This is a genomic window from Priestia sp. AB (assembly GCF_028369225.1).
GTDB classification, from domain to species: domain Bacteria; phylum Bacillota; class Bacilli; order Bacillales; family Bacillaceae_H; genus Priestia; species Priestia megaterium.
In genome coordinates this window covers 22,005-48,752 of sequence record NZ_JAQMYN010000014.1, presented here as the reverse complement: position 1 = coordinate 48,752, position 26,748 = coordinate 22,005, and the positions used below count along the sequence as shown (strand labels likewise).

The following is a 26,748-nucleotide window of genomic DNA, read 5'->3' as shown; positions in this document are numbered from 1 at the left end:
AACTATTCATTCACAGGTATTCCCCTTATTCTTCGTGAATTTGAGCGCTTCTGATTTTATAATTTAACTGAAAAAGAGCAGGAGGATATTTAAATGCCAAACTATGTTATTATATCTCTTATCACAACCTTAGCAATTATTATTGTGTTTCAAGGAATCAGTAAGATGAATAAAAAATTAGAAAAGGACTATATTGCGAAGAGTCCAGAAAAAATTAAAGAGTATATCAAGAGAAATGAAGAGCTTTTAGAAAGAACAAATAAGTTAAATAAGAAAATACTTAATTTTTTAACCTTCACCATTATTGCAGTAATTGCTGTATTTATTTTATTTCCGGTTTTTACACCTATATTTTTCATAGCATCTTTATTTGCATTTACCCTACTAATTTTAAATATTATCTTGAGAAGTAGCTTAGAGGATAGGTTGAAAATTTTCAAAAATTTATCTTTGAAAATTAAAAATAAAAATAGCAATCTAAACGGCTAAAAGAACAGGAGTTAATTTGAAATGGATAATTTGCACTTTCTAGGAGAAAAAATCTTAGAAAAAAAATATAAAATTGCACAAATGGTACATACGCATAGATTGGCTAATCTTAAAGAAGTAAAAGACGTCAATGTTACAAAAGAAGAAATTATTGAATTGAGAGCAAACTTCATCAGTTATTTTGGGCAGGCTCTCATGGGAAAAATTGATCAAAAAACAATTTTTGATCAAATAGTGAAATGGGCAAAAGAGTCAGGCGAATTTGCATCAAATCTAGGTATTTCTCTGAGTGAGGCTTTAGAAGATACGACCTATTACCGAAAATTCATATGGGAAGTCCTTAAAGAAGAAATAAGAGATCATAATATACCTACAGACACAATATTTGAATTAATCACTATCATTGACCCTTTATTAGATAAAGCTGTTTATGTTTTTAGTTTGACGTATGTAAATATTCATCAAGAAACACTAAAAAAAGCAAAGAGTGCTTTCCTTGAATTATCCGTACCGGTGGTTCCAATCACCAAAGGTATTGCTATACTCCCTCTCATTGGAGAGGTAGATACGGAAAGAGCAGCGCTTTTACTAGAAGAAACACTGAGAAAAGCTAATGAACTAAAATTATCACATTTGCTATTTGACCTCTCCGGAGTGATGATTGTAGATACCATGGTTGCTCATCAAATTTTTAAAATTGTAGACGCATTAGGTCTTCTTGGGGTAAAAACGATATTAATTGGTATTCGTCCTGAAGTTTCTCAAACAATGATCCAACTTGGAATTGATTTTAGTAAAATAACGATAAAAGCAAATCTAGAGCAAGCACTTCTTGGTTTAAATTTAACTATAGATACTTTAGAATAAATGTTCTTATTCAATTTGGATGAATAAAAGGCAAATGAATTTCATATACATCTTTAGTTGATGCAATCACCGTTATTGGTAATCATATATTCATTCTTTCTGTAATAATTAGTTTCTTTTTTTATGTTTATTTTTCAACACAAAGGGTAAAGTAATACACTGGATTGGGATTCTAGAAGAAATATGTCTTTATTTGTTGAAGATTTGTTTCTTTCTTTTTATTAAGGGATACCAAATATATATCCTTAATTAGGATATATATGAAGATGATAGGGGAATTTTTAAATGATACTTATTAAAAATCAGGAAGAAGTAATTCGAGAAGCAAAATATCAACTACATACAACTATGGATGACTATCAAACAAAGATCATTTCCATATTTGATAAACAAGATATACCTATGAGTAAACGAATCGATTTAATGATTCTTCTATCAGACATAAAAGAGCAGGCTGTATTGATTGGAAAACAGGCTGCAATTAAAGGGAAATCAGAATACGAAGGACAAAATCAATTAATTACAGAAGTTGTAGATGAAGTTCCCTTCCAATACAGTGAAAAAACGGTAACTGATTTAGAAAATAATATACAAATTATCAAAAAGAAGATTGAAGATATGGCAAGAGAGTACGGATTAGATTCTGAACTAGTTAACCTAAAAGCCCTTTTACTTAATCTAAAGGTAACTAGTTATGTAAATGGGCATTATGAAATGTATGTAAAAGATAATAATTTATCTACTAAAAGAGCCTAGTGTGCTGGGATCGTTTTATTTGATAAAATGATTAAAATTTTATATTTGGAATAAACTATCCAAGATGCAATAGAGCGTCACCTAACGACTACCATTCAACGAATAGAAAAATACTGCCTCTTTTAATTGGGAAGAGGCAGTATTTTTCTGCTTTTACACCATATATTATATGCATTTTTCGTAATCATACTACCTCTTATAAGGAATAATAAAGCTCGTGAAATTGAAAAAATATAAGTATTGCAATAGAGTTGAGCTCTATGTAAGTGACGCAAGTAGACTGCCAAAATTACGGTAAAAAGATGTAAATAAAATATATGTTTAAAGGGTAAAGATAAAAAGTGCCTTATTAAAATTATATTTTTGAGGAGGTATTTACAATTGAGTAGTACATCTAGATTCAAAATGCAGATTTACAGTCCTCAATGGGGGGATAAGGACCTTTATCATTTTAAAAAAACCAAAAGAGGATGGGAATTTGAAAACTATAGATGTAAAGGTGAAGTAGATAAAGGGGGTAATCCATTATTTTATAAAGCCCTTGTTACTGAATCCCTTTCATATCCTAATCACTTAGAGGAATATCTCTCCATCGTTTGGGAAAAAGTTGAAGTTTTAAATAAGGAACAAGTTCAGAATATTTTTGATGAAATATCTGAATGGGTATCGACTAGCAAAAGTGACCTCAATTAACCCATTATAATTCTGAGAAATTAGGTGCAGTCATAGGAATATTACCAGTTGGATCGAAATCGACATACTGGACACGTTAAACAACGTATCAAATCTACACCTTCCTACCAATAGTCATGCTATTTACAATGTTACTAACTATTTCTTAAAAATTTATTAATTCACTTTAATTAAACGCACTTATACCACTCTTTAGAAGGTTAAAGAGTGGTATATATGGATGCTTCTAAATTTTTTTATAAAGATATTCACCCTTATTTTTCATGGATAAAGGGTACTTGATCCTTTTTGGTTTTAGTTAGATAAATAACCAAGCTTAAGATTACTAAAAGAAATATTGCACTTGTTCCCATTGTTCCTAATCCAAGTCCACCAGCATGATGAGGCTGTGACAGGTAGTCTCCTACAGAAGCTCCTAAAGGACGGGTTAAGATATAAGCAATCCAAAAAGAAAGGACAGCAGGAAGCTTAAAACGATAGTAAGCAATTGTTACAATTCCAATTAATACAGCAAATATTAAGGCTGACTTCCAATAACCCATGTGAAGGCTTTCTGCTATAAAGTCTCCTGCTGCAGTACCTAGCGCAAACGTAAAAAGAATTGCTAACCAATAAAATGCTTCTCGTTTGTGTGTGAAAATAGAGTGAATAGATAGTGTTTTTTCTTTTGCATACCATACAAAAAATGTAATGGACAGTAAGAGAGCAAAAACAATATTGCTAACCTCAAGAGACACTCCAAAATGATCAGTTAGGTTATCCGTAACGAGAGTACCCACGATGCTAATTAATAGGACCGTTAGCCAATAGATACTAGGTATATATTTTTTTACCTTAAATTGTAAAAATAACACGATAGCAAGCAGTATACTCATAATATAGGTTGTATTCGTTAATCCTAGATGTAAGTTTTCATTCAAAAAATCAGCAGCTGTTTCTCCAACCGTAGTTGCCATAATTTTAATAATCCAAAAGAAAATCGTCACTTCAGGTACCTTATTCAGTATTCGCTTTGTTAGAGAATTAGAATTCGAAGTGTTTTCCAATTGGGGCGAGTTGACATCATTATTTTCCACCTCTGAATTGAAATCCATTTATAACGCCTCCCCTGTCTTTTTAGTGTTCACTCTTATTTTTCTTTTTTGTTTTAATGTGTTTCATAAATTTAATTTAATAGACAGGGATGAAATTAAGATGAGAATAATATGAGAATTTCATAAAAAATATATTATCTATTGGTTCTAAATTGATTGTTATATTTTAGGGACTCAATTAGGACAAAGTAGGAATATCCGTTAATAAAGTTGTTTCATTAAATATATCTCTTTCGTTAAAACCTATTATCTTAACTAAGGTATATATCAGGTGCACCTTAAAATAATCTAAATCAAAAAATGAACGATGTTTTAAAACGTTTCTTAGATGTGAATATTATCTATAGACTTTCAAAATCGTATAGGATTGGATAAGTTTAGGTATATTAATTGAAGTATTCCGTCCTGATACATATTACAAACTTCTTAAAAGGTGGATGATGTAACATGCTTGATTCCAAGACAATTGAGATCGTTCAATCAACAGTGCCTGTTTTGAAAGAGCATAGTAAACAAATTGGGAAAAGATTTTATGAGTTATTATTTGAAAAGGCACCAGATTTATATAATATGTTTAATCAAACAAATCAAAAAAGAGGGATTCAACAGGAAGCTTTAGGTTATGCGGTATACGCTGCAGGAGAACATATAACCAATCTAGAAGCCATTAAACCCGTCATTGAAAGGATTTCACAGAAACATCGCGCGATAGGTGTAAAAGCAGAACAATATCCGGTTGTTGGTGAAACCTTACTTCAAGCAGTAAAGGATGTTTTAGGAGATGCAGCTTCAGACGATATTATTGAAGCGTGGGGAAAAGCCTACGGGTATATTGCCAATGCTTTCATTGAGCTAGAAGAAGATCTCTACAAAGAGACAGAGAGCCAACCTGGAGGTTGGGAAGGATATCGAAGCTTTTATATTGATAAAAAGGTAGAAGAAAGTGAGAATGTGACGTCTTTTTACTTAAAACCTAAAAATGAGAAAGCCATTGCCTCTTATAAAGCAGGACAATACCTTACATTAGCAGCAGCTGTTCCTGGAGAGAAATACACGCATATTCGTCATTATAGTCTTTCTGAAGCACCTGGAAAAGATTATTATCGAATCAGTGTAAAAAGAGAAGATGCACATGATGGTGCCCCAGCAGGGATTGTCTCAAACTATTTACATAACCAAGTTGAAACAGGAAGTACGCTTAAGTTCTCAGCTCCAGCTGGAGATTTCGTGCTTGATGATAGCGATCAGCCTGTTGTACTCATTAGTGGAGGAATAGGAATTACACCTTTGCTTAGTATGCTCAATACCATCGTAGAAAAACAGCCAACACGGCAGGTTACCTTTATTCATGCAGCCATCAATGGGAAAACACATGCTTTTAAAGAACATGTAGCCCAATTAGATAGTAATAACGAAAATGTCACCTCCTTCACCTGCTATAGTTCACCTAGTGAAGAAGATCAACTTGGTAATGATTTTGATAAAGAAGGTTACGTTGATTTAGAGTTGTTGCAATCGATTGTTCCTTCAAAAGAAGCCGGTTTTTACTTCTGTGGATCGATTCCTTTTATGGAAGCCATTCTGAAAGCATTGCATAGATGGGATGTACCAAACGAACAGATTCATTATGAGGTATTTAGCCCTGTAGCCATTTTAGGAGAAAAGTAAATAAAGTGACCTCCAATGCGTTTAATTATCTACAGGTCAAGCCCCTGAAATCTTTGTGAATTTCAGGGGCTTTTGATATTCTCGATATCCTTTCTTATATAGACTAGATACATGTAGGATATACATGACTTACTATCTAAATAGAGGGATTGTTTTTAGTTCTTAATCGCTTTTGTGATTAATCGGACAGTTCCCATTGATAATGTAACTTAATCAATAATGATGATTTAAAATACTCAACAGGATGTTTCTATGAAGCTTCCTTCACTATAGAACAGATTTAAGTATGTCTATAAGCGCCTTTATAATCTTTTACATATAATATTATAAGAAAAATAATATTTTTGATATGTTTGAAAATTTGTTAAGCTAATCGAGTAGTTTTCTGATTTATGAAGATAGAAGGGTCTCAAATCAAAAAACTTTTCATCTTAACTTATATTATTGATGCTAATTATATCCATAGTATTGTTCTATTCAATTTCAATAGATTTCTTATCTGAGAGTTTTAATTTTTATAACTTCTCTTTACTTTTTAGGGTTGCAATTAATATATGGGATATTCATTGTCATGATTTTTATATAGGAGGAATTTAAATGGATAAAGAGATGGTTAAATTTATAAGAAAAAGTTACAACATGAATCAACGTAATTTCGCTCAAGTAGTTAACTGTAGTTTTTCATTAATTGCTTTAGTGGAAGTTGGTAAAAGAAGAATAACCGAAAACCTATACAATAAAATTACAGATGCCTTTAATTTAGATGAAAAGCAATTGAAAGAAATTCATTCTCATTTAATAGAAAGTAATCAAAACAAACATTAAGGAAAATAAATTGACAAATGTAGGATAAGTTAATTTATTTTACAAAAGGAGCGAGTAATAGTGGATGTAAAAGAAAGCGAAAAAACTATTCGATTAAAAGTAATGCTTGAAGAATCTTTAAAGCCGATGACGGAAAAATTAGAAAAGCTAAATGAAGAAGTTGAAACAATTCGGAAAAACCAACAGAACTTACAGAAGATGTTAGAAGAAATAATAATAAAATAAAAGGAAAGAATCTTTCCTTAATGGCCTAATAATACGTCTACATACTCTAGTCTAGTTACAGAAAACTTATGATTTTTATTCCTATTTTAGCCTTCTATAAAATAGGAATAAAAGAGTTAGCAATGAATTGTCATTTAATTGGTGGATTTTCATCAGATAGAGAACATAACAACACATTATGATATACTTTTTAGTATAGATACTCATTTTCTTGTAAAGAGGTGTCTTTCTAATGGATTATCATTTAATTGGTTTATCATTTGTATTTTTTATTGTCTTCTATTTTATTGGAATAAAAAAGCATATTAGATGGCTATCAAGATGGAAACAATTTCGGGTCAAAGACCAGGAAAGGTTTGCTCAGTTAGTAGGAACATACTTATTAGTAGTAGGTATCTCCTTGTTAATAAGTGGCTTTGTAAATTACCCTTATGAAAACGCTATCATTTATATATTTACATTAGGTTATGGCGATTTACTTACCGTGTATATAAGTAACCATATTATTGAATAATCATTTTTAGAAAGAGCTCCCTAGAAGCTCTTTTTTTGATTAGAAAAAATGTTTGCTTTGAAATTCACTTTTCTAAATAGACTGGTACTTATTCAACTGTAAAGTGATTTAAAAAATATCTTGCAGCCTTGGTAAGACTATTTCTTTTAAGTGAAACAATAGCTGGCTCAATGTAGAGCTGGAAGTTTTCTATTTCAAAAACTTCAATATCATGTTTAAAACTTGCCTGAATTCCCGATTTTGGGACAATTGAGATACCTACCCCGGCGGCAACTAAAGAAAGTAATGTAGAAATATCTTTACACTCCATTACAATATTGGGGGAAAATTGATGTTTATGAAAATTACTCAACATATTTTCGTAAACAGAGTATCCTTTCATATGACCTAGCATAAGGAAGGGGTATTCTATAATATCTTTTAAATTTACAGTGTTTTTTGAAAAACGCTCTTTCCAACTTAGAGGGACTACTAGCACAAAGGGTTCTTCTGGCAAACATGTCACCTGGTAATTTTCTAATCTTTGGGGAAGAAGCATCAATGAAAATTCAATTTTTTGTTCAATTAGCAATTCTTCTAAATGAGAGGAGTCACCTTGCCAGACTTTAATAAATATATTTGGATAAGCTTCCCTGAAAGCATTTAGGTGTTTAACTAGATAAGAACCGCAGGTATAAGCTATACCGATAGATAAAGTTCCCCTGAGTCCTTCTTCCATTTCTTTAATTTCCTGTTTAATGATCTTGCTCTCTTGCAACATCTGCACAGCATGACTATACAATATCTTTCCAGTTTCAGTTAACTCCCATTGCTGGGTATAACGTTTAATTAAAGTTGTTTCAAGTTCTTTTTCTAAACGCTGAAGTTGTTGACTAAGTGGGGGTTGTGCCATATGTAACACTTGGGCAGCCTTCGAAATCCCTCCTTCATCTACAATGGTTTTAAAATATTTTAGTTGTTTAATATCCATGTCAATCACCCAATCATATGCAATATATATAACATTATAACAATAAATATATTTTTCATATAACATAAATATTGATAAGATACTTTTAGGATTCTTAATAATAGAACAAAGTATAGTAAAGGTCGGTAAATTATATATGTAAAGCTATATTTCATCTTTAAAATTACCATCATAGCAAATAATAGGCTTATTTTTCAGGTTCCATACATACTTCATTATGTCGATTATTTGCACAGCAAAAAATATGAAAGTTTATAGGGTAAATAACATTTATTCTTTTAATAACGAAGGTAAGATAATCTATCTTTAGTTCCAGAGTGATATCTAGTAACCTACTTAATCTTCGATATTACTACATGATGAAGTAGATCTATAATTGTTCAAGTAGAATATTAAATCCTACTTTATTTATGAGATAAATATGTTATAGGTAATTATACCAAGTTGGATGAGAGCCAAGAAAATGGTTAACGACATACTAGCAAAAGGAGAAGATAAATTATGTGGATTCGCTTTTTTATTATGGGTTTCTTTTCTTTAACAGCAATATCTCTCATAGGTTATCAAGTTATAGAGATTTTTCATGCATATGATGATTTTTTTTATAAGAGTCCTAAATAAGAACAATTAAATTTAAAATACTTAACAAGAAAAAGAATGATAATAAAAGGGAACGATATAAAGTATTAAAAAGAGAGAAACCTATTATACGGAGGAACAAATTGACTCTTTGTGTTTTTATAAAGCTTTGAAAATAACCATTTCTTATAAAGAGGTGTCTTTATACATGAATTATCGTTTAATTTGTTTAGCATTTTTGTTCTTTTTTCTTTATTACCTTATTGGTGTAAAGAAATATATTAGATGGTTATCTGGATGGAAGCAATTTCATATTAAAGATAAGAAACGATTCACGAAATTAATAAGCACTTATTTATTAGTAGTGGGGTTCACAGTTTTAATAAGTGGATTCATTGATTATCCGTTTGAAGCTACTATACTATATTGCTTTACATTAGGTTATGGTGATTTACTTATGGTTTATATAAGTAATCATATAATTGAGTAATAAATTGGATAGGTGGCATCCTGAAATGGAAACCTTCAAGTATTTAAGGAAGAATTAAAAAACTTGAAGAGCATATTAGCGAATTATCAATTATCCTTCGTTTATGTAAACCCCTCTGAAGAAGATGTAAAGGATATTCATTTTGGTAAACAAGGATATATTTACGAGGAATGGTTAAAAACTAAAGTTATTGACGGTGAAGCAGGTTACTATATTTGTGGTCCAGTTCCATTCCTTCGTTCTATTGTAACAAGTTTGAAAGAGTTAGGTGTTAATTCGGAACATATTCACTTTGAATATTTTGGATCTGCGGTAAATCTATAGGATGATTAATTAAGTATAAAAATACCTTATTATCTAGATGCAAAAGTAGGGGTTAATAAGAATAGAAAACAATGCTTTTTTAATAAGGTAGGAATGATAATAGATACCTAGTTTCAAGCCTGATGAGACTGAAACTAGGCTTTTTAATAAATTTATTTAACTGATAATAGGCCTAGTCTAGCCTAACTCTTATCCTAAAATAACTACATACTTCGTAATGAATCTTTTCTTTCGGTAATTCACATTTATTTAAAGTTTTATTCTTTGTTTCACTCGTTTTTGTACACTTTACAATATAAATTCGAACCATTAAATAAATTCAATTTAATTTTTAGATCTAAAAAACAATGAAAATTCAGATATCCATTTAAATAATCAGGGTTTTCTTATAAAATAACTTTATATGTTAGAAGTTTTGACAAAGTACTTGCCAAACTAGTTAGAAAGGATAATAGGATATTAAAATGGAGAAAAAACTTGAAAAGAATTGGAGTCATCACTCAAGCATAGGATTAGCTGCATATCTAAAAAAAATGAAAGGGACGATTAGACAAGAAGCTAAAGTTGATTATATTGATTCTATTATTTCAGCTGCAGGTGCACTTATTGCTATTATTACGGTTAGTTTTATGGCTATTCATCTAGGCTATCCTATGGCATTAGCTCCCCTTGGAGCGAGTTGTATCTTAGTATTTGGTGCTCATAAGGGTGCTCTTTCTCAACCAAGACATGTAGTTGGAGGGCATTTGCTTGCCACTACCTTTGCTATTATTATTTGGTGTTTATTAGGGAAAAGTTTATTCACTCTTGGTCTCGTATTAGCTCTTGTATTAATTCTAATGGCCCTTACACAAACGATGCATCCTCCAGCAGCAGCTAGTGCACTCGTTGCTGTTAACAATCAAGTAGGTTGGGGATTCCTTATTCCTGTTCTATTGGGTTCCCTACTGATAGTAGTTATCTCAATTATTTATAATAATTTATTTCAATCAAGGCAATATCCAAATCATTGGTTATAAAGGTGAATATAGCGAAACAAAGATCCTATGTTAAAGAGGTGATTTAAAAAATGGAAGAGTTTATTGGAAGTTGTACTATATGTATGAAAGAAATATATTGCATAAATGGCTTTTTGAATGGAATTATCCAGCCATATGGGGCGTTACGATGCTTTTCTTGTAATAAAGAGCAGTTCCTGGAAAGTAAACATTAACGAGGGTTTTGATTCAAAAATCCCAAGATAATTGTAAGTAACCTGAAGTTTTTGAATCAGAACCACTCTTACCAATTTGATTATAAATAGTTAAACTATTTATAATCAAATATTTTAACTATTCCTTACTTTGTAGAAAATTGTAAGATATTTTACCAAAAAGTCGGCTTACCGACCATAAACCAAAGCATAGTCATTAATAGAATGATGTAAATCCAAATAGATTGCTTTAGTTTAGTTGCCAGTTCTTTTTTATTATGCCCTTCCTCCTTGTACTTTCGAAGCGTGGGGGAAAATGCACGGGCCAGAAAGAACAATGAGCAAAAGAGGAAAATCAGTGTCATTATAATCCACGGAGTAGTCCATGTCCATGGACCACACATAACAAGGAGTATCCCTGTGATAACAAGAACATGGCCTGTATGTTTTGCGAGCCTAACGACAGATTGAAATGTGCTCAAATAGGCATTCGTTTCTTCTTCTCTTGAATTATGTAGTTTTTTAACGAGTGGTAAGAGAATAAAGAAAGGACCAATAGATAAAATGACACTAGAAATATGAATATATACTAATATACGGTACAACCAATCCATTTCTTTTACCTATCAATCGTTAACTGATCTGAACTCATGCACCCATACTCTCATTTGAGGAAGCCAGGGCATTCCAGGATGATAAGATAAAATAGATTGCTTATATTCCTCTACCGTATCATAGCCCTCCTGGCGAGCATTTTCATCCGTTAATTCACCTAGTGATTGAGAATAAACCCGTTCCACTATAAACTTTTTATCCCCTAAGACCATTATCTCTCCTACATCAGCATACCTTCCATTTCGACGGGTTGCTGTTTTGCTGCCCTTGAGTACTTTATTTACATCATCCGGCATCGTTACAAGTCGATCGATTGTACATGTTTTTGGTGGTAATTCATTTTGTGCTTCATAATTATTCATAAAAAAACTCCTTTCATTTCTTGTCTCTTATTTAATGTATCACACTTCCAATAACAAACTTCACTTGAATTTATTAGTTTGAAATTCCCTCTAATAAATCTGTTATAATTTATCCCTTTTCTTATTCGATGATCTAATAATAGAGCTTTTTCTTTAAATAAGTTCCCCCTTTAATCTACGGATGTTCATTTCCCTCTAAATTCCCTCTTTTTTAATTGCGTATTCCGCTAAAATCCATTATGGTGCGACAAGAAGTCGCTTTTATATAGTGTGGCTTACGCCACTGGTTTAGACGCAAAAACTATCCCCGTCCAAAACTGCGGGCCTGGTAACGGGCTCGTGGGTTGCATGCGGAAATGCGGAAACAGAGAGTCAGTGCACGACTCGGAACACTGCTAGGGGAAGATGAGTATGGTGAACATTAGTGAAGGTTTATAAGCTTCGTAAATTTTAGCTCAGGATAGTGCACAGATTTGTCTGGGTATTGGTAAGAGGTAAAGCAGATTCATAATGCTGCTGTGACGCGTCCCGTATCTTGCCCGGAGTAAAGAACCCACCTAACCTCGTCGTATCTATAAGATGCGGAACTTGGTAAGCCCTTTGTCATCTGTGTAAACAGTAGGGAGGTCGTAAAATCAAACGATGTGACAGAGGGTAAAGGATACGAGAGAAAGCGAATGCTGTTGTTTCGAAAGGGAACAGGAAAGCAGGAAACTGTATAACTGGACGGATACTATCATCCTTACGGACAAACCCATGATAGGCCCGAAAGGGAGCTGACTTCTTGTTGGTCTCTCGTAGGCACATAAGGTTGTGGCTATCTTTTGACGAAAGAAACGTACTGTTATGTATACCTCCACTCGGAGCGTCGGCGTACGTTTTACTTACCATTATGGTATGTGATGAAGATACGACAGCAAATGGACCTGCAATGGGAGGCTTGAGCCGTATGAGTTGAAAGGCTCACGTAAGGTTCTTAGGGGAGTCAGGGGCAGTGATGCCCCTCGCTTACCCGACTTAACTACAAATGCATACCATATACAGCTTAAAAAACCGAAAAACCAACCTCTGAGTCCTAAAGGTTGGTTTTTCTGCTCTTGGAGAAGAGATTCGTGTTGGATTATTGGATGCCTCACGGCGTCTTGAGTAGTTTGCTCAAGACGTTATTCATTATTCAATTTTGTAATTATTAAATAAAAAGAAACAGACTTGTTAGGAAGTCTGCAACTGCAACAAGAAATAAAGCTATTTACATACAACAGGTATTGTATATGATCAAGCGAACTTTAGCAGTCTACCCTATTGAGGAGATTTTATACTTTATTGATCTTATGTAGACTAGGTTTGTATACGGTATATATCTTTAAAAAAGAAAAAAGCTACCTCTTATCAGACAGAAGAGGCAGCCTTTTTCTATACAGTAACCACAATGTTGTGTTGACGCTTTGTCGCATCTGGAGTAGTTTGCTCTAAATATATAGCTTTATTCTTTTTTCCTAGCTAGTTGTTCCTTGTCTTTTGTTCCAGGTGGTTGCTCAAGCCAGTTATGGCTGATCATGATATCAGCGCCATCTTTAGCATATTGGGCAATTTCAAACGATAATCTTTCATAACTCAAAAAAAGGTCACTTCTTTGACTTGCTGCAGCTGCTGTTGCATAGTTTCCTGATCCTGCTGCAGTTAGAAAGCTCATATGAAACATGGTAAGCTTATCCGAAAATGCTGGTATTGTTGAATCACTAATAGCAATATCTGATGAAATAGGCGATTGTATATTATTATTAAGAAGAACTTTAGCGAAAACTTGAGTATGTTTTTCTGCGATTTTACTCCCTCTTATCATCCAGTCTTGAACATCCTTTCGTGGGGATGTTTGAGCAAATGCCAGTGAAAGCTTAGCACCTATGACGTTGGTTTGAATATTCATGAATAAATGGGATATTTCCATTGTATTCAATGGCCGTTGTTTACTAAAAAAGGAGAAGCCACTTAAATATTGTTTACTATCTACATAATCGGTTGTTGTTGGATAGGCTATATAGGGAGATCGAATGAATACTCCTTTTGAAAGTGCAGTACGTGAACTTTGATTGAACAAAGCCGATACCTCTTGAAGTCCTGTTATAAAGTACGTTCGGATATCTTCTCTAGCACTCATTGAAACAAACCCACTATAAGCTAACATGCCTGCTTTCGCCATGTGATTAATATATGTGAGCATAAAAGAATCTGTAAAAAGACGTGGCGCATTCAAATTAACATCATGTCCCATAGTGAAGGCTGTTGGAATGGGTAATTTCTCTTGCTGAAAAATATTCGTCAGTTTTTCTAAATGGGTAAACGAAATGTCATATGCAAATTGAATAACTGGACGAATATCCTCATCTTCTATTTGTTTTAGAAAATAACTTAATATACATTTGGACATACTATCATTCATGTAACCAGTCCAAATAGAAGCTATTTCGGATGAGGTAAGTTGTGTCTGATGCTTAGTCATACATGGTTTCCTCCAAAAGAATAATTTTAGACATAAATATATTCTTTACGGAAACCAGTATATTATGAGTCAGGGGCTTTACCCCTGACTTTTTCACTGTTGATTAGCTAGTATATTCGCAAAGATGTATTTTTTTCTTTTAAAACCAAAGACGCAATTTTTGATTACCTATAATACGTTATATGTAAACTAACTTTATGTATGGTATTCATAAAGTTAACGTCTCTTTTTCTCATGGTCTTTTTGGGTGTCTTTTAGTGTTTTAGCCATAGCTAGAAATATAATTAATACAATGATGATACCCAGTATAATACCTCCTGACAATAAGCTCAGCCCCTTTTAAAATTCCTGTTTTTGTTAATTATATCATGTAGATTAAAGAGGTATCTTAGAAGTATTAAGTACCTAGAACGCACATTATGGTAACTAGCTCTATAAACTACAAATAAAGCTAGCTGTGTTAAGCTAGCTTTATATTTTCATGGCGTTTTTCTATAAGTTTTTCAATTACTTGTTTATCTTTAAGTAATTCTTCTTTATTCTCTTTTACTAGATCTTCAAATGATTTTGTATGCTTACGCATGTTAGCACTTCTTTCTTTTATAGTGGATCGCTTTAACTATACCTTATCTAGGGAATTTCAGGTAATAAAACAACTTCACTGTTTACACTGGTTCTCGTACAAAATAGGTATATTCTTTTTATTTTCTCCCATTTTGAATTTCAATAAGATTTCCTTCAGGGTCTTTTGCAAAAAAATAGTTATAATACCAATATCTCGGTATTTTTTCAACTATCTCCTCCACTCTTGGTACAAAAACCAGAACTTCATGAGTGATGATACTAAAAGACGAAAAGAAATGATTTAATAGTAAGAAAATCTGACAAAGTGCTCAAGTGAAAAAGCCCGAATAAGGGACACTTTTTATATAGTGACCCTTATTCGGGTTATAGTTCAGCTAATCCAGGTATTTTTTTATTAAAATTGAATGATTTTATCGTATGGATATTCAATTTTTATCGAGGTTTGGTCTTTTGTTATTCAAATTCACACGCGATTTTTTATTGTCTAGTAGATGCTTAATTTCTTTGAAGCTTACAAAACGTTTATTTTTTTGATCTAAAAGTCGAAAACGAAGAGACTTCAAGCTTGTGCTTAGTGTAATGGTTGTTGCTTTCTGTAATGGTGGCGTAGACTCATGCGCCTTTTCTAAATTATAGTTGGGAACTCTTGGAGCCAAATGATGTACATGATGGAAACCAATATTACCTGTTACCCATTGTAAAACTTTAGGAAGCTTGTAATAGGAGCTACCATCAACCGCAGCCTTCACGTAATCCCACTCTTCTTCTCTTTCAAAGTAGGAATCTTCAAATTGATGCTGTACGTAAAATAGCCAAATTCCAAGTGATCCTGCTACAAAAAGGATGGGAGCTTGAACCAGCAGAAAAGCTTGCCAACCAATACCCCAACATAAAAGTGCATATACTGCAACAATTGAGAAATTGGTTAAATATGTGTTCAAACGTTCCTTTCGTTTTGCGTCTTTTCGATTCAATCGGTTAGAAACGAAGAAAAGATAGATGGGACCTAGTCCAAACATAACAATTGGATTGCGGTAAACTCGGTAAGCTAACCGGCCCCAGTAGGAAGCTGCAACATACTCATCAACCGTCATGACCCACACATCACCAGTTCCTCGTTTATCTAAGTTGCTGCTCGTAGCATGATGAATCGAGTGGCTTCGTTTCCACTGTTCATACGGAAACATGGTGATAACCCCACTGATTGTACCAAGGATATTATTCGCTTTTCGGCTTTTGAAAAATGATTGATGACAACAATCATGGAAAATAATAAAGATTCGGACGACGAACCCGGCTGTAACAATAGCTAATGGCAATGTTATCCAATAAGAAACGGACAAACTTTGATAAGCTAGAAACCAAAGTAGTAAAAACGGAAGGAATGTGTTTATTAATTGCTTTATACTCGATTTCGTATTGGGTTTTTCAAAAGGTGCTACATTTTTTCTTAGTTCAGTCGTTTTTTGTTTGCTCATGTTGTCCTCCTTAAATCTTTACCGTGTTTAATATACAGCTCTTCTTTATATTTATAGTAGAACATAGTAGCTGGTAATAAAAGATATAAACGTCAAGTAACTAGTATGACAACTGTCATACATGTGTGAATGTATTTTCTTAATAAAAGGAAAAGGGTGTGGGAAAAATTCAGTTTCATTAAAGCATTATTTCAGTCCTAGCTATGTAAAAGTGCTCATAAACCTGTACCTTTCCAAGAGGTATTGAGCTACTATTTTTAAAATATAATGCGAACAAAAAACCACCTCTACTATGATGACTAGGATTGAAGGTAGTTTTTTCAGAGCTATGAATGTTCAACTGTCGTTCATTTTGCTATAAAAACTCTTTAACAATTTCATCATGTTACGCCCAGAAGTTCTTGACATTTTATGATTATCTCCATCATCACGCGTACTCAGGTACCAGCTTCCCTTGTCATCTTCATTTAATCTATATACCTTGTTGGTTCTACTATCTGTATAAAAGTCTCCATCCTTCAGTCTCAAACGATCCCCCCTCTACCACGTATATACCCGGTATTATACCCAAGATATCAATTTTATAAAAAATTTCATATACACAAAAACAGCAGGTTTCTTAACACGCTTACTATTGATTTAAACTTAGTGAAGAATTTTCTCTGTTTTTTATGATAAATGGTCACTTGGTATGTATAAGAGATTTCTAGTTAGGGAGCCATAAAGATATAAAAGTGAAATAAAAAAGGGAGAAGAATGATGAGTGAAAACAAACAAATATGGTCTGATTTTATTGAGGAGGACCGATTTGAACTACATTCGTACCTTACTTATTTATTTAAACAATGTCACGATGAGAACCTAAGACAGTTAGAAGGTGAAAATATAAAAGAATAAACTTATAAATAAAGCAAATCGGAAGGATAAAAAATGAAAATGAATATAATGTAGGCGACCTTATGATTCTAATCGGATGAATAGGTCGTTTATTGCTGTTATAAACCTTTTTATAAGAAGCTGATTTGATGTCAAAAGAAAACGAAATGTTAAATTCGAGGATTAATTTATGTAAATAGATTAAAGATTTACTAGAAGAAACAGAGCAGGGGAATTTAGTTTAAAAAAGAATATATATAAAATAAAACCTCCTAATTCTCTTTGAAGCTGGTAAGGAGAAAGTCTACTTATTAGTTTATCAATGATTTCTTTTTAGTGATCTTAATATGGTATTAGTGCAAAAATCATCAAATCAAGCTAATTAAATTGCCCATTGGATTAACATTCCTTTGCTGCAGGGATAATTTTTCTCTTCCCCACTATCTTCTACACGTATCCATACAAGTTCCCGTTTTCTAATATAATACGCTTATGTAACAGCTTGCAATATTACGTAGCATTTTCATTATAGAAAGTAGAGTGTTTTTTCTATACGCAGTTAAAAAGTTTTCCCGTTCAGCTTATAGTAACTATGTGTTATCCGGTTTTTAACCGTCTGAATTTTAGGAGGAGGAATACCTTGTGAATACAGCTGTTAATGAATTGTATGATTTTGGAACAGTCGTAAAGAGGAAGCTATTAAATAATAATCTTTATGCTCATTATTTGAGTGATGCCATGAGAAGAGGAAATCATTTTGATTTTTTATATTATTTTTTGACAGCAACTATAGATAGTCGAACACCTATACCTGAACATGTCTCTAATGTTTTTTTGAAGGTTCTTAGCGATAAAACAAAGTTGAGTGATCTTACTCCATTTATCATGGGAATGGTCGGGAAATAAACAAAAGTTAAGAGGTGTATGTCTTAAATCCTTTAATTGAGGCACCCATTTAGGAATCGATTTAATAGTTCAGTTTAATCGGGATATGAATATGATTTAAAGATACGTCAACTACATTCGTTCCAATGATCAAATAAATCGATTAAATAACAGGAGGAGCACTTTATATGGATACTATATTAAGAGTATCATCAATATCAAATCCAAATTCAGTTGCAGGTGCAATTACAGCAGTGTTTAGAGAAAGAGGTAATGTAGAAATTCAAGTAATGGGAGCCGGCGCTTTAAATCAAGCGATTAAAGCCGTTGCGATTGCAAGGGGATTCGTAGCTCCCAGTGGTGTTGATTTGGTTTGTGTTCCTGGGTTTAGAAATATTTCAATCGATAATGAAGAACGAACAGGAATCACATTAATTTTAAGCCCAAGAAAAAAACGATAGATTTTCGTTAAATAAAAAGGACTTTTTAGCATGTTATTGCCGATAATTGCTGTTATGTAAACTAAAAAAGCATAAAGTATACATTTTCAAACGCAAAAAAAACTACCTTCTGTGGTAGTTTTTTTGAGAATATACACCATAATAAAATTGGAGTTGATGTTTCCATCTCTATAATTAATTTTCAATTTATAGTGATTTTATTAATCAAAAACTATAGTGATTTAATAGCTTCTTTTAATTCTTTTCCTGGTTTAAATGCAGGAACTTTTGAAGCTGGGATGGTCATTTCCTCACCTGTTTGAGGGTTGCGACCTGTGCGCTCAGCACGTTCACGTACTTCAAATGTGCCAAAGCCAAGTAGTTGAATTTTCTCTTCTTCTGCAAGTGTATTAGAAATCGTTTCAAACAACGCATCTACGGCTTTTTTCGAATCTTGCTTTGTTAAGTCGGATTTTGTAGCAACTGCATCGATTAATTCAGCTTTATTCATGTTTAAATACCTCATTTTTTACTGTACATACAGTGTGTATATGTAAAACATATCATAGTCTTTAGAAAATGTTCAAACATAAGCTCTTATTCTGATGGTTTAAAGGGTCATCATCAAGATAAATACTGAGATTCGCGTTGTGGCGAAATGAACTCCGTTCAAGCTGGATAATGAGTCATTCGCTGCAAAATCCCTCACTATAATGTATATCAAGTTATAAAACTGGAAAGATTAATAACTGACTCGACCTTTGTTAAATAAGCGTGTATCTTACTATTTAAGATACACGCTTATTTTATGACGAGTTTCTTCTATTTTATTATGTACGGCTTAATTTTTAGTAGATAAGATAAATATGAATAATTTAACCTTTTTAACTAACTTGTTCAAATTAATTCGGAAAATTATTTTTATTAAAAATGATTAAGGCAAAGAATAAAAGATAAATTTCTATTTGTGTATCTTAAGGTACAACTTTTTATACAAGTAAACGTCAAAGTAAAAACAGTAAATGCTGGATAAATAGAAAATATCTATTTGCGTAAAGAAGATATTATATTAATCTTATGTATTAAGTGATAATTAAATTTATATTATACATTTGAGTAATAGTTAACGTATTTTATTAAAAAGTAGTTTACTTATTACCTATTTTGTAGAAAAACTCACAATTTGTCGTCACAGGAAGTAAATGATAAAACATTAATAATATATAAAATACTTTAATATTTACTCAGGTGATGAAATAACTTAAATAAGGTTATTTTTTTAAAAAAAGAATCGACCCCACTATTTATTTTTAAAGTTATGTGTATATGAATCTACAAATCTGGACAGACTAATAACGTATTCCCCCTATTCCAATAAATTTGAAAAACCTCTGCCTAATATGGGCAAAGGTTTCTTTTTTTGTTATATGTAAGTTTATGGTGAGATTATGTAATGTTAATTACTGAAAATAAAAAGTAGTAACTTTTCATAACTTCTAGTAATAAAAATTTAAACTTCCTTTAGGAATGGACTACTTATTATGGTATATCTTGAAGTAAGACTCTTATAAGAGATTTCTGTAAAATTATTTCTTTTCTTTAATAAAAGGGTGTGATGTTTATCGTCTTTTTCTGTTAAGGTGTACCCTTTCTTTTTCATCATTTCGATGTACGTATCTAAATGTCCTTTAGGTACTACATACATAATATTATTATCAACATCTGTTGTTTCAGCTATATCCTTATCTTTAAATTCTAACTGGTACATCGCTTTAACATTTGCTATAGGTCTAGTGTCACCAAAGATATGCTCCCAGTTAATAAAAATAACAGAGAGTACGATAATGGTTGATATAAGAATAGCTAAAAACAATACCAAAACCTTTTTTATTTTATTCATTATTCTTTCCTTTCAGAGACGCTTGTTTATGCATTTTTCCTTCTTACCAAGACCTCTCTTAACATTTTTGTTTTCAAACTCATTCCTATATATACAATCCCCCCCACAAAGACACAGAATAGAGACGTAGTAATAGCTAGATGATACATACTAAGTTTTGTTGCTAAATAAGTCGTTACAAGATAATTTGCTATTAATACGACTATTGACATCACGATGACCAATGAGACAGGTAAAGCAAATGCTCTTACTAAAGGGAATAGCTTGTAGTTAATCGCTTTTCTTATGAGGTAGAAATTATATAAAACCGAAACCATGTACCCTCCGTATGTAGCAAGAACGGGGCCAATTTCTTTAAAGTTAGTAAGCAAAATAAAGTTTAAAATAAGTTTAATAACAATTCCTAAAAACATACCTATAATCACTTTTTTCTGTTGGTTAATACCTTGAAGAATAGAAGCAGTTACTGTAAATAAAGCAAATAAGATAGCCATTGGAGCGTACCATTGGAGGATAAGGCCACCTAAAACCGGACTATTTTTCATACCAAAGATCATGATATAAATAGGCTTTCCTAGTAAACATAGACCAATGGCTGCAGGTAACGTAAAGAACATTAAGATTTGAAATGTTTTATTCATCTTTTCTTTAACTTCTTTTAAATTGCCTTTTACGTAAGAAGAAGTAATACCTGGAAGCAAAGACATCCCAAATGCAGTGGCTAGAGATACAGGGACCATAACTAATATCTGAGCCAGACCAATTACTGAATTAATATTCTCAGCTTGATCTTGTTTGTACCCTATAGATTGGAATAATACGTTGATCGTAAATGTATCAATGTTTTGATAAATAGGTATCGCTAATCCAACAAGGACAAAGGGGATAGCATAGCTAATTAACTCTTTAAACATTGGTAAAGGCTTGATTTTTTGATTAAAGTCACTTTCTATCAATTGCTTGTTAATTAAGCTGCGGCGCTTACGATAAATGATTGTTAGAAAACCTAGACCAGCTATGGCACCCACAAATGCTCCAAACGTACCAATGCCTACAGCTTCTGTCACACTATGACCAAATTTGATAACAATATAAGCACCCAGAACAATAAAAATTACTCTCACAACTTGTTCTAAAATCGTACTTAGAGCAGATGGTCCCATAGATTGATTTCCTTGAAAGTATCCTCTCAAGAGACTCATTGGAGGGACAATTAGAAGAGCAAAACTTACTAACCTGATCACATATATAACGTCTTCTAGTTTATTTCCTGTTGAATCATGTTTACTTATGACCATTTCTGCCAAAAAGGGTGCAAGTGAATATAGAATAATGCTGGATAACATCCCTGTAAAAATCATGAGATAAAGTCCAAACTTTAATAAATCTTGTCCTGCACGATAATTTCCCATTCCATTGTACTTTGATACAAATTTGGAAACAGCAAGTGGGAGACCCATAGTAGAAATGCTTAACATTAATGTGTAGGGTCCATAGGCATACTTATATAATGCATAGCCTGTGTTACCTACTAATGCCGTAAAGGGAATGATGTAGATAAAACCTAATATCTTAGAAATGAGGGTGGAAGCAGTTAAAAAGAACGTACCTCGAATAAATTTAGTGTCCATGTAAAAATTCTCCTAATTTACGAAATTAACACATACAATTATTACATAAATTAGTAAATATTTAAATTTTTATTTTAAAAATAAACCCAAACGTATACCTAAGTTCGACATAATGTAATTTATTAGCATCTTTACATAATAAGGAATTTTATAGTAATGTAGGATCAAGATAAATTAATAATAGAAAGATAGGTAATTACATGATTCGTGAAGCTGAACCAAAAGACAGTAGTGTAATTGAGAATCTATATAAAAAATTAGCACCTCATAGTAAAAATCTCAAGGTTTTACCAGAAAGGATTGAACAAGTAAGAAATGACTCTAATAATTTCTTATTTGTGTATGAGGAAGATCATGTTATTAAAGGGAGTATATTTATAACTTTTTGTCTTGATCCGGGATATGAGTTTAGACCTTATACAATTGTAGAATATGTAATTGTAGGTGAAGGTTACAGAGGGGAAGGGATAGGCAAGAAGTTATTAAAACATGTCGAAAAAGTATCAATTGTAAGGGACTCCACACGAATTGTCTTATTAAGTAGCGTGACCAGAACAGAAGCACATAAATTTTTCACTAACAATGGTTACGATGGAACGATTAGTAAAGGTTTTAAGAAATACATCCCCATTGTTTAATGACTATATTCTTACTCAGAAATCCTGTTTATTTTCTTAGAAATGAAACAGGGTTTCTTATATGTTATAAATTAAAGGCGAATATTCAGCTTTAAACTTCTTAATTAGCTTCCGAGGCATGCACCAATAGATCCAATAAAAAATATAAAAATAATCCCTGTGGAATAAAATCTCAAAGGGATTATTTCGGTAATAAAGCAACTTTAAACCTTTCTTTGTTTAACTTCCTATTTGCTCAACATTCTGTTGCTCTTCAGCTGTTACATGAATTTTGACGTCTTTATTCTCTGGTTGCAGATTTTCACTATTTTTAAACATACTTGCTCTAACACTATTTAATTCTGCTTGTTTTTGTTGGTCTGCCGTTATATGAAGTTCAACAGCTTCATTCTCTGGTTGTAAGTTTTCACTACTTTTCAAGAGACTTGCTCCAACACTATTTAATTCTGCTTGCTTTTGTTGCTCAGCTGTTATATGAAGTTCAACAGCTTTATTCAAAGCTAAATTTGATTCAGTAGACGATGAGTGAATAGTACTTTGAATAAGAGCTCCTGCTGTAGACAGACCCAAAATACACGTACAAATTAATAAATGTTTTTTAACGTTAATTTTAACCAATCCTTTCCCTCTATGTGATCATTATTTTCAACTATACCATTATATCTTTTATTTTACATAAAAGTAATTTATTAACCAATTATATTTCCATTTACACTCTATATTTAATCTTGTATAAGTTATACAAAGTTAGTTACCATAATGTACTTTATCGGTATGAAATAGAAAAGACACCTTTTAGTTTTAATATTAAGTAACCGTTTTCATTTTCTGCTTTCTCAAAATGATTTGATAGGTTATAATAAATATCTACAAAAATATTAAATGATATGTAAGTAACAAGCAATTACACCCTTAATATTTAGCTAAAAGAAAAGCCCACCTCGGACAAATCAGGTGGGTTTTTCTTTTTAGATGTATATGATACACATTCTTAGTTAAGTCGGGTAAGCGAGGGGCATCACTGCCCCTAACTCCCCTAAGAACCGTACGTGATCCTTTCAACTCATACGGCTCAAGCCTCCCATTGCAGGTCCATTTGCTGTCGTATCCTCATCACACACCATATCGGTAAGTAAAACGTACGCCGACGCTCCAAATGGAGGTATACATAACAGTACGTTTCTTTCGTCAGAAGATAGCCACAACCTTATGTTCCTACGAGAGACCAACGAGAAGTTAGCTCCCTTTCGGGACTATCATAGGTTTGTCCGTAAGGACGATAGTATCCATCGAGTTATACAGTGTTCCTGTTCTCTTTCGAGATAACGGCTTTCGCTTTTTCTCATATCCCATACCCTTTTCCACATCGTTTGACTTTGCAGTCATCCTACTGTTTACACAGATGACATAGGGCTTACCAAGTTCCACTTTCCACAGATACAATAGGGGTAGGTAGGTTCTTTACTCCGGGTAAGATGCGGGACGCATCAGAGTAGCATTATGATTCTACTTTTCCTCTTACCAAAACCTAAGTGAAACTTATGCATTATCTTAAGCTAACGCTGACGAAGCTTACAAACCTTCACTTTCGTTTACCATGCCTATCTTCTCCTAGCAGTATTCTGGACCATGCATTTGTCCTCTGTTTCCGCATTTCCTCATGCAACCGACAGACTCGTTACCAAGAATGCCGTTTCGGATGGAGATCATCTTCGCGTCTAGATGAGTAGCGTTAGCTACACTGTAAGAAAGCGACTTCTTGTCGCACCATAATGTGCGTTATCGGTAGTAAAATCTTTTTAAATAAAAGGATTTTACCTTATTTATTTTTTACGTGTGCTTCTTAGATATTCATTAGACTTGTATGTCTAGCAATCGAGGGAGTTCAATAGTGTGTGGTCTTTACTATGAATGCGCTTTGTTACCATAATGCATAAGTGTAAAATATTAGGATAATCTATTGTGTAGCATTTATATCTTATCGGAGGTAACGAATTTGAGCAGAAACGACAGTAGATTAACTTCCTCAGAAATTACAAGCCTGTGGGTACAATATATTCGGGAAACAATGGCGATTTGTATTAGCAAATACGTATTAGCAACCGTTAAAGACTCCGAAATTCGATCCCTTTTCGAATTTTGTTTAAGATTATCTGAAAAGCATCTTAAAGTGTTAACGAAGATTTTAAATAACGAGAATTTCCCTCTACCAAATGGCTTCACGGATAAAGATGTAAACCTGCAAGCTCCTTCTTTATTTACAGATTCCTTTTGGCTACAGTACATACATGATATGACAATTCATGGATTATCAGGACATGGTATGTCGTTTAGTGGCTCAGTTCGAAAAGATATACGGGATCATTACTATCAATGTAATATTGATGCGATGGACGTTTATAATAAATCAATTGATATTCTCTTATCTAAAGGAATTTATGAAAGAGATCCTTATTATTCTACGCCACAAAATAGTGAATTCATTACGGACTTAGGGTATGCGATGGATATATTAGGGAAGAAAAGGCCTTTAAATACGATGGAGGCTTCAAATATATACTTTAATTTGAGAAAGAGTATTGCAGCAAAGGGGATTATTCTTGGTTTTCAGCAAGTAACTAAGGATAAAAAAGCATATAAATTTATGGGTGATGCTTTAAATTTGTGCAACAAACATATTGGTATTTTTTCTTCGATATTACATGAAGACAACCTTCATTCTCCAGGGTTATTAGACACCCAAGTTACAAATTCGAAAGTAGCTCCTTTCTCAGATAAATTAATGTTATTTCATGCCGGGTTTATGTTTAATTTAGCAATGGTATATTACTCCAATGCTATGGCTGCAAGTATGAGGGTAGATGTAATAACACATTGTGAAACATCTATTCTAAGGGATTTAAAACTTACTACAAGTTGGGGAAACATTATGATTGAAAGAGGATGGATAGAGAAACCCCCTCAAGCAAATGATCGAAAGGAATTGCCTAATAATTAAAGTTTAGAAAAAGATATCAAGAAGTTAATCGAGTATCATACTTTACCAATGAACAGGTTGAGATTTATTTAAATAATTTTTTCTGGAAATACTATAGTTTAGGGATTAGAAGAATGTATATTCTTTTAATGGTAAATCTAAGAAAAAATCGGTTTAGGAGATTTTATATGGAAAAATTAAATTCTGCGGAAATAGGTAAACTTTGGGCTACATATATGGGCAATAGCATGGCTACATGTATTCTAAGTTATTTTCTCCAACATGTTGAAGACCAAGATATAAAGAAGCTATTAGAAAATGCATTAAACTTGAGTAAAGAATTTCAGAGTACTATAAAAGATACTTTCATAAAAGAGAACATTCCTATTCCACATGGTTTTACAAAAGACGATGTTAACCTTGAGGCTCCAAGATTATTTGAAGATGAGTTCTATATACATTATTTGAAATATGTAACTAAAGTAGGGCTTAGTCTTTACAGTGTAGGAATACCGTTAATGTATAGAGAGGATATAAGGAAATTTTCTCTTTATTGTATGGAATCAACTATAAAATTGGGGGAACATATCAAGGATATGTCAATAAATAAAGGGTGGGTTATTAAGTCGCCTATTATTCCGATACCACAAAAAGTAAATATAACACACAAAAATTATTTAAAAGGTTTTATTGGAGATGTGCGACCTTTACATGCATTAGAAATTGCCCATTTATACGATAATCTAGAGACCAACGTGGCAAGCAAAGCCTTAGTAATGGCGTTTAGTCAGGTTACAAAAACGAAAAAGATTCGAGAGTTATTTATAAAAGGAGAAGAACTTACTTATAAAGCGATTGAAGGTTATATAAAAAAACTTCATAATGATAACTTGCCTTCCCCGGAATTAATTGATCATTTAGTAACAACTTCAACATCTTCTCCTTTTTCCGATAAATTAATGGTATTTCATAAAATGGATATGTTTTCGATGAGAGTAAGAAATTTTGGGAATTCAGTAGCTGTAAACGGAAGACGCGATTTAGCGCTAATGTATGCTAACTTTTTAAAGGATATATCAGGATTTGTTAATGATGCAGCCGATATTATGATAGAAAATGGATGGATGGAAACACCACCCGAAGCTGCGGATAGAGAAGATTTATCTTCAAATTAG

General features: G+C 32.6%; 26 protein-coding genes and 1 pseudogene. 16 read left to right on the top strand and 11 right to left on the bottom strand.

Annotation, left to right across the window (positions count from 1 at the left end; translation table 11 throughout):
* Nucleotides 1-93 precede the first annotated feature (93 nt).
* The 4 genes from POF52_RS26335 (at nt 94) to POF52_RS26320 (ending at nt 2,805) form a co-directional block, all read left to right on the top strand.
* On the top strand, nt 94-489 hold the full coding sequence (locus POF52_RS26335; protein ID WP_271996387.1) for a hypothetical protein: 396 nt from the start codon (nt 94-96) through the stop codon (nt 487-489).
* 21 nt (nt 490-510) lie between these two features.
* Nucleotides 511-1,356 (top strand): STAS domain-containing protein, encoded by an 846-nt coding sequence (locus tag POF52_RS26330; RefSeq protein ID WP_271996386.1) that lies wholly within the window; start codon nt 511-513, stop codon nt 1,354-1,356.
* A 285-nt stretch (nt 1,357-1,641) separates the two neighbouring features.
* The gene (locus POF52_RS26325) at nt 1,642-2,112 is read left to right on the top strand and encodes a hypothetical protein (RefSeq protein ID WP_192998523.1); all 471 of its coding nucleotides are present in this window, start codon (nt 1,642-1,644) and stop codon (nt 2,110-2,112) included.
* A 381-nt stretch (nt 2,113-2,493) separates the two neighbouring features.
* Nucleotides 2,494-2,805 carry a hypothetical protein gene (locus POF52_RS26320; protein WP_226897803.1) on the top strand — a complete coding sequence of 104 codons (312 nt, stop codon included), beginning with the start codon at nt 2,494-2,496 and terminating at the stop codon, nt 2,803-2,805.
* A gap of 254 nt (nt 2,806-3,059) precedes the next feature.
* Here the strand turns inward: POF52_RS26320 and POF52_RS26315 are convergent, their stop codons facing one another.
* Complete coding sequence (locus POF52_RS26315) at nt 3,060-3,899, bottom strand: COG4705 family protein (RefSeq protein WP_192998522.1); 840 nt, start codon at nt 3,897-3,899, stop codon at nt 3,060-3,062.
* A 447-nt stretch (nt 3,900-4,346) separates the two neighbouring features.
* Between POF52_RS26315 and hmpA the strand changes: the two genes are divergently transcribed.
* The 4 genes from hmpA to POF52_RS26295 all read left to right on the top strand — a co-directional run bounded on the left by hmpA (nt 4,347) and on the right by POF52_RS26295 (nt 7,131).
* A complete protein-coding gene (gene hmpA, locus POF52_RS26310) occupies nt 4,347-5,567 on the top strand; it encodes an NO-inducible flavohemoprotein (protein ID WP_192998521.1) in 1,221 nt (406 codons plus the stop codon).
* Nucleotides 5,568-6,164: 597 nt separating this feature from the next.
* The gene (locus tag POF52_RS26305; protein ID WP_192998520.1) at nt 6,165-6,392 is read left to right on the top strand and encodes a helix-turn-helix domain-containing protein; all 228 of its coding nucleotides are present in this window, start codon (nt 6,165-6,167) and stop codon (nt 6,390-6,392) included.
* Nucleotides 6,393-6,452: 60 nt separating this feature from the next.
* Nucleotides 6,453-6,617: a hypothetical protein gene (locus tag POF52_RS26300; RefSeq protein ID WP_271996381.1), complete on the top strand. Its 165-nt coding sequence runs from the start codon at nt 6,453-6,455 to the stop codon at nt 6,615-6,617.
* A gap of 232 nt (nt 6,618-6,849) precedes the next feature.
* Nucleotides 6,850-7,131: a hypothetical protein gene (locus POF52_RS26295; protein ID WP_192998518.1), complete on the top strand. Its 282-nt coding sequence runs from the start codon at nt 6,850-6,852 to the stop codon at nt 7,129-7,131.
* Between the two features lie 88 nt (nt 7,132-7,219).
* Here the strand turns inward: POF52_RS26295 and POF52_RS26290 are convergent, their stop codons facing one another.
* Nucleotides 7,220-8,101, bottom strand: a complete 882-nt coding sequence (locus tag POF52_RS26290; protein ID WP_192998517.1) for a LysR family transcriptional regulator — start codon at nt 8,099-8,101, stop codon at nt 7,220-7,222.
* Between the two features lie 1,120 nt (nt 8,102-9,221).
* Between POF52_RS26290 and POF52_RS26285 the strand changes: the two are divergent.
* Both POF52_RS26285 and POF52_RS26280 read left to right on the top strand, forming a co-directional pair.
* Nucleotides 9,222-9,494: pseudogene (locus tag POF52_RS26285) on the top strand (nitric oxide dioxygenase); the annotation flags it as partial.
* Between the two features lie 464 nt (nt 9,495-9,958).
* On the top strand, nt 9,959-10,513 hold the full coding sequence (locus POF52_RS26280; protein WP_192998515.1) for an HPP family protein: 555 nt from the start codon (nt 9,959-9,961) through the stop codon (nt 10,511-10,513).
* A gap of 346 nt (nt 10,514-10,859) precedes the next feature.
* On the opposite strand, the gene POF52_RS26275 is transcribed toward POF52_RS26280, so the two are convergent.
* The 5 genes from POF52_RS26275 to POF52_RS26255 all read right to left on the bottom strand — a co-directional run bounded on the left by POF52_RS26275 (nt 10,860) and on the right by POF52_RS26255 (nt 16,226).
* A complete protein-coding gene (locus POF52_RS26275; protein WP_192998514.1) occupies nt 10,860-11,300 on the bottom strand; it encodes a DUF2269 family protein in 441 nt (146 codons plus the stop codon).
* A 12-nt stretch (nt 11,301-11,312) separates the two neighbouring features.
* Nucleotides 11,313-11,663: an ASCH domain-containing protein gene (locus POF52_RS26270; RefSeq protein WP_192998513.1), complete on the bottom strand. Its 351-nt coding sequence runs from the start codon at nt 11,661-11,663 to the stop codon at nt 11,313-11,315.
* Nucleotides 11,664-13,146: 1,483 nt separating this feature from the next.
* Nucleotides 13,147-14,163: a DUF3231 family protein gene (locus POF52_RS26265; RefSeq protein ID WP_271996375.1), complete on the bottom strand. Its 1,017-nt coding sequence runs from the start codon at nt 14,161-14,163 to the stop codon at nt 13,147-13,149.
* Between the two features lie 460 nt (nt 14,164-14,623).
* The gene (locus tag POF52_RS26260) at nt 14,624-14,746 is read right to left on the bottom strand and encodes an FbpB family small basic protein (protein ID WP_268587541.1); all 123 of its coding nucleotides are present in this window, start codon (nt 14,744-14,746) and stop codon (nt 14,624-14,626) included.
* 427 nt (nt 14,747-15,173) lie between these two features.
* Entirely contained in the window at nt 15,174-16,226 is a 1,053-nt protein-coding gene (locus tag POF52_RS26255) for a fatty acid desaturase (protein WP_271996370.1), read from the bottom strand.
* A 759-nt stretch (nt 16,227-16,985) separates the two neighbouring features.
* On the opposite strand from POF52_RS26255, the gene POF52_RS26250 reads away from it, so the two are divergent.
* The 3 genes from POF52_RS26250 to POF52_RS26240 all read left to right on the top strand — a co-directional run bounded on the left by POF52_RS26250 (nt 16,986) and on the right by POF52_RS26240 (nt 18,448).
* A complete protein-coding gene (locus POF52_RS26250) occupies nt 16,986-17,123 on the top strand; it encodes a hypothetical protein (protein WP_192998789.1) in 138 nt (45 codons plus the stop codon).
* 621 nt (nt 17,124-17,744) lie between these two features.
* Complete coding sequence (locus POF52_RS26245; protein ID WP_271996367.1) at nt 17,745-18,008, top strand: hypothetical protein; 264 nt, start codon at nt 17,745-17,747, stop codon at nt 18,006-18,008.
* A 167-nt stretch (nt 18,009-18,175) separates the two neighbouring features.
* Nucleotides 18,176-18,448 carry a stage V sporulation protein S gene (locus tag POF52_RS26240; RefSeq protein WP_116078971.1) on the top strand — a complete coding sequence of 91 codons (273 nt, stop codon included), beginning with the start codon at nt 18,176-18,178 and terminating at the stop codon, nt 18,446-18,448.
* Nucleotides 18,449-18,659: 211 nt separating this feature from the next.
* Here the strand turns inward: POF52_RS26240 and POF52_RS26235 are convergent, their stop codons facing one another.
* The 3 genes from POF52_RS26235 to POF52_RS26225 all read right to left on the bottom strand — a co-directional run bounded on the left by POF52_RS26235 (nt 18,660) and on the right by POF52_RS26225 (nt 21,958).
* A complete protein-coding gene (locus POF52_RS26235; protein ID WP_193426227.1) occupies nt 18,660-18,938 on the bottom strand; it encodes an HU family DNA-binding protein in 279 nt (92 codons plus the stop codon).
* A 999-nt stretch (nt 18,939-19,937) separates the two neighbouring features.
* Nucleotides 19,938-20,327, bottom strand: a complete 390-nt coding sequence (locus POF52_RS26230) for a hypothetical protein (RefSeq protein WP_271996362.1) — start codon at nt 20,325-20,327, stop codon at nt 19,938-19,940.
* A gap of 26 nt (nt 20,328-20,353) precedes the next feature.
* A complete protein-coding gene (locus POF52_RS26225) occupies nt 20,354-21,958 on the bottom strand; it encodes a putative polysaccharide biosynthesis protein (protein WP_271996359.1) in 1,605 nt (534 codons plus the stop codon).
* 200 nt (nt 21,959-22,158) lie between these two features.
* Between POF52_RS26225 and POF52_RS26220 the strand changes: the two genes are divergently transcribed.
* On the top strand, nt 22,159-22,596 hold the full coding sequence (locus tag POF52_RS26220) for a GNAT family N-acetyltransferase (RefSeq protein WP_271996357.1): 438 nt from the start codon (nt 22,159-22,161) through the stop codon (nt 22,594-22,596).
* A gap of 219 nt (nt 22,597-22,815) precedes the next feature.
* Here POF52_RS26220 and POF52_RS26215 read toward each other — a convergent pair whose 3' ends face one another.
* Nucleotides 22,816-23,214, bottom strand: coding sequence for a hypothetical protein (locus POF52_RS26215; RefSeq protein WP_271996355.1), 399 nt, complete (start codon nt 23,212-23,214; stop codon nt 22,816-22,818).
* 1,378 nt (nt 23,215-24,592) lie between these two features.
* On the opposite strand from POF52_RS26215, the gene POF52_RS26210 reads away from it, so the two are divergent.
* Together POF52_RS26210 and POF52_RS26205 are read left to right on the top strand one after the other, a co-directional pair.
* The gene (locus POF52_RS26210; RefSeq protein WP_271996354.1) at nt 24,593-25,594 is read left to right on the top strand and encodes a DUF3231 family protein; all 1,002 of its coding nucleotides are present in this window, start codon (nt 24,593-24,595) and stop codon (nt 25,592-25,594) included.
* Nucleotides 25,595-25,761: 167 nt separating this feature from the next.
* Nucleotides 25,762-26,748, top strand: coding sequence for a DUF3231 family protein (locus POF52_RS26205; RefSeq protein ID WP_271996352.1), 987 nt, complete (start codon nt 25,762-25,764; stop codon nt 26,746-26,748).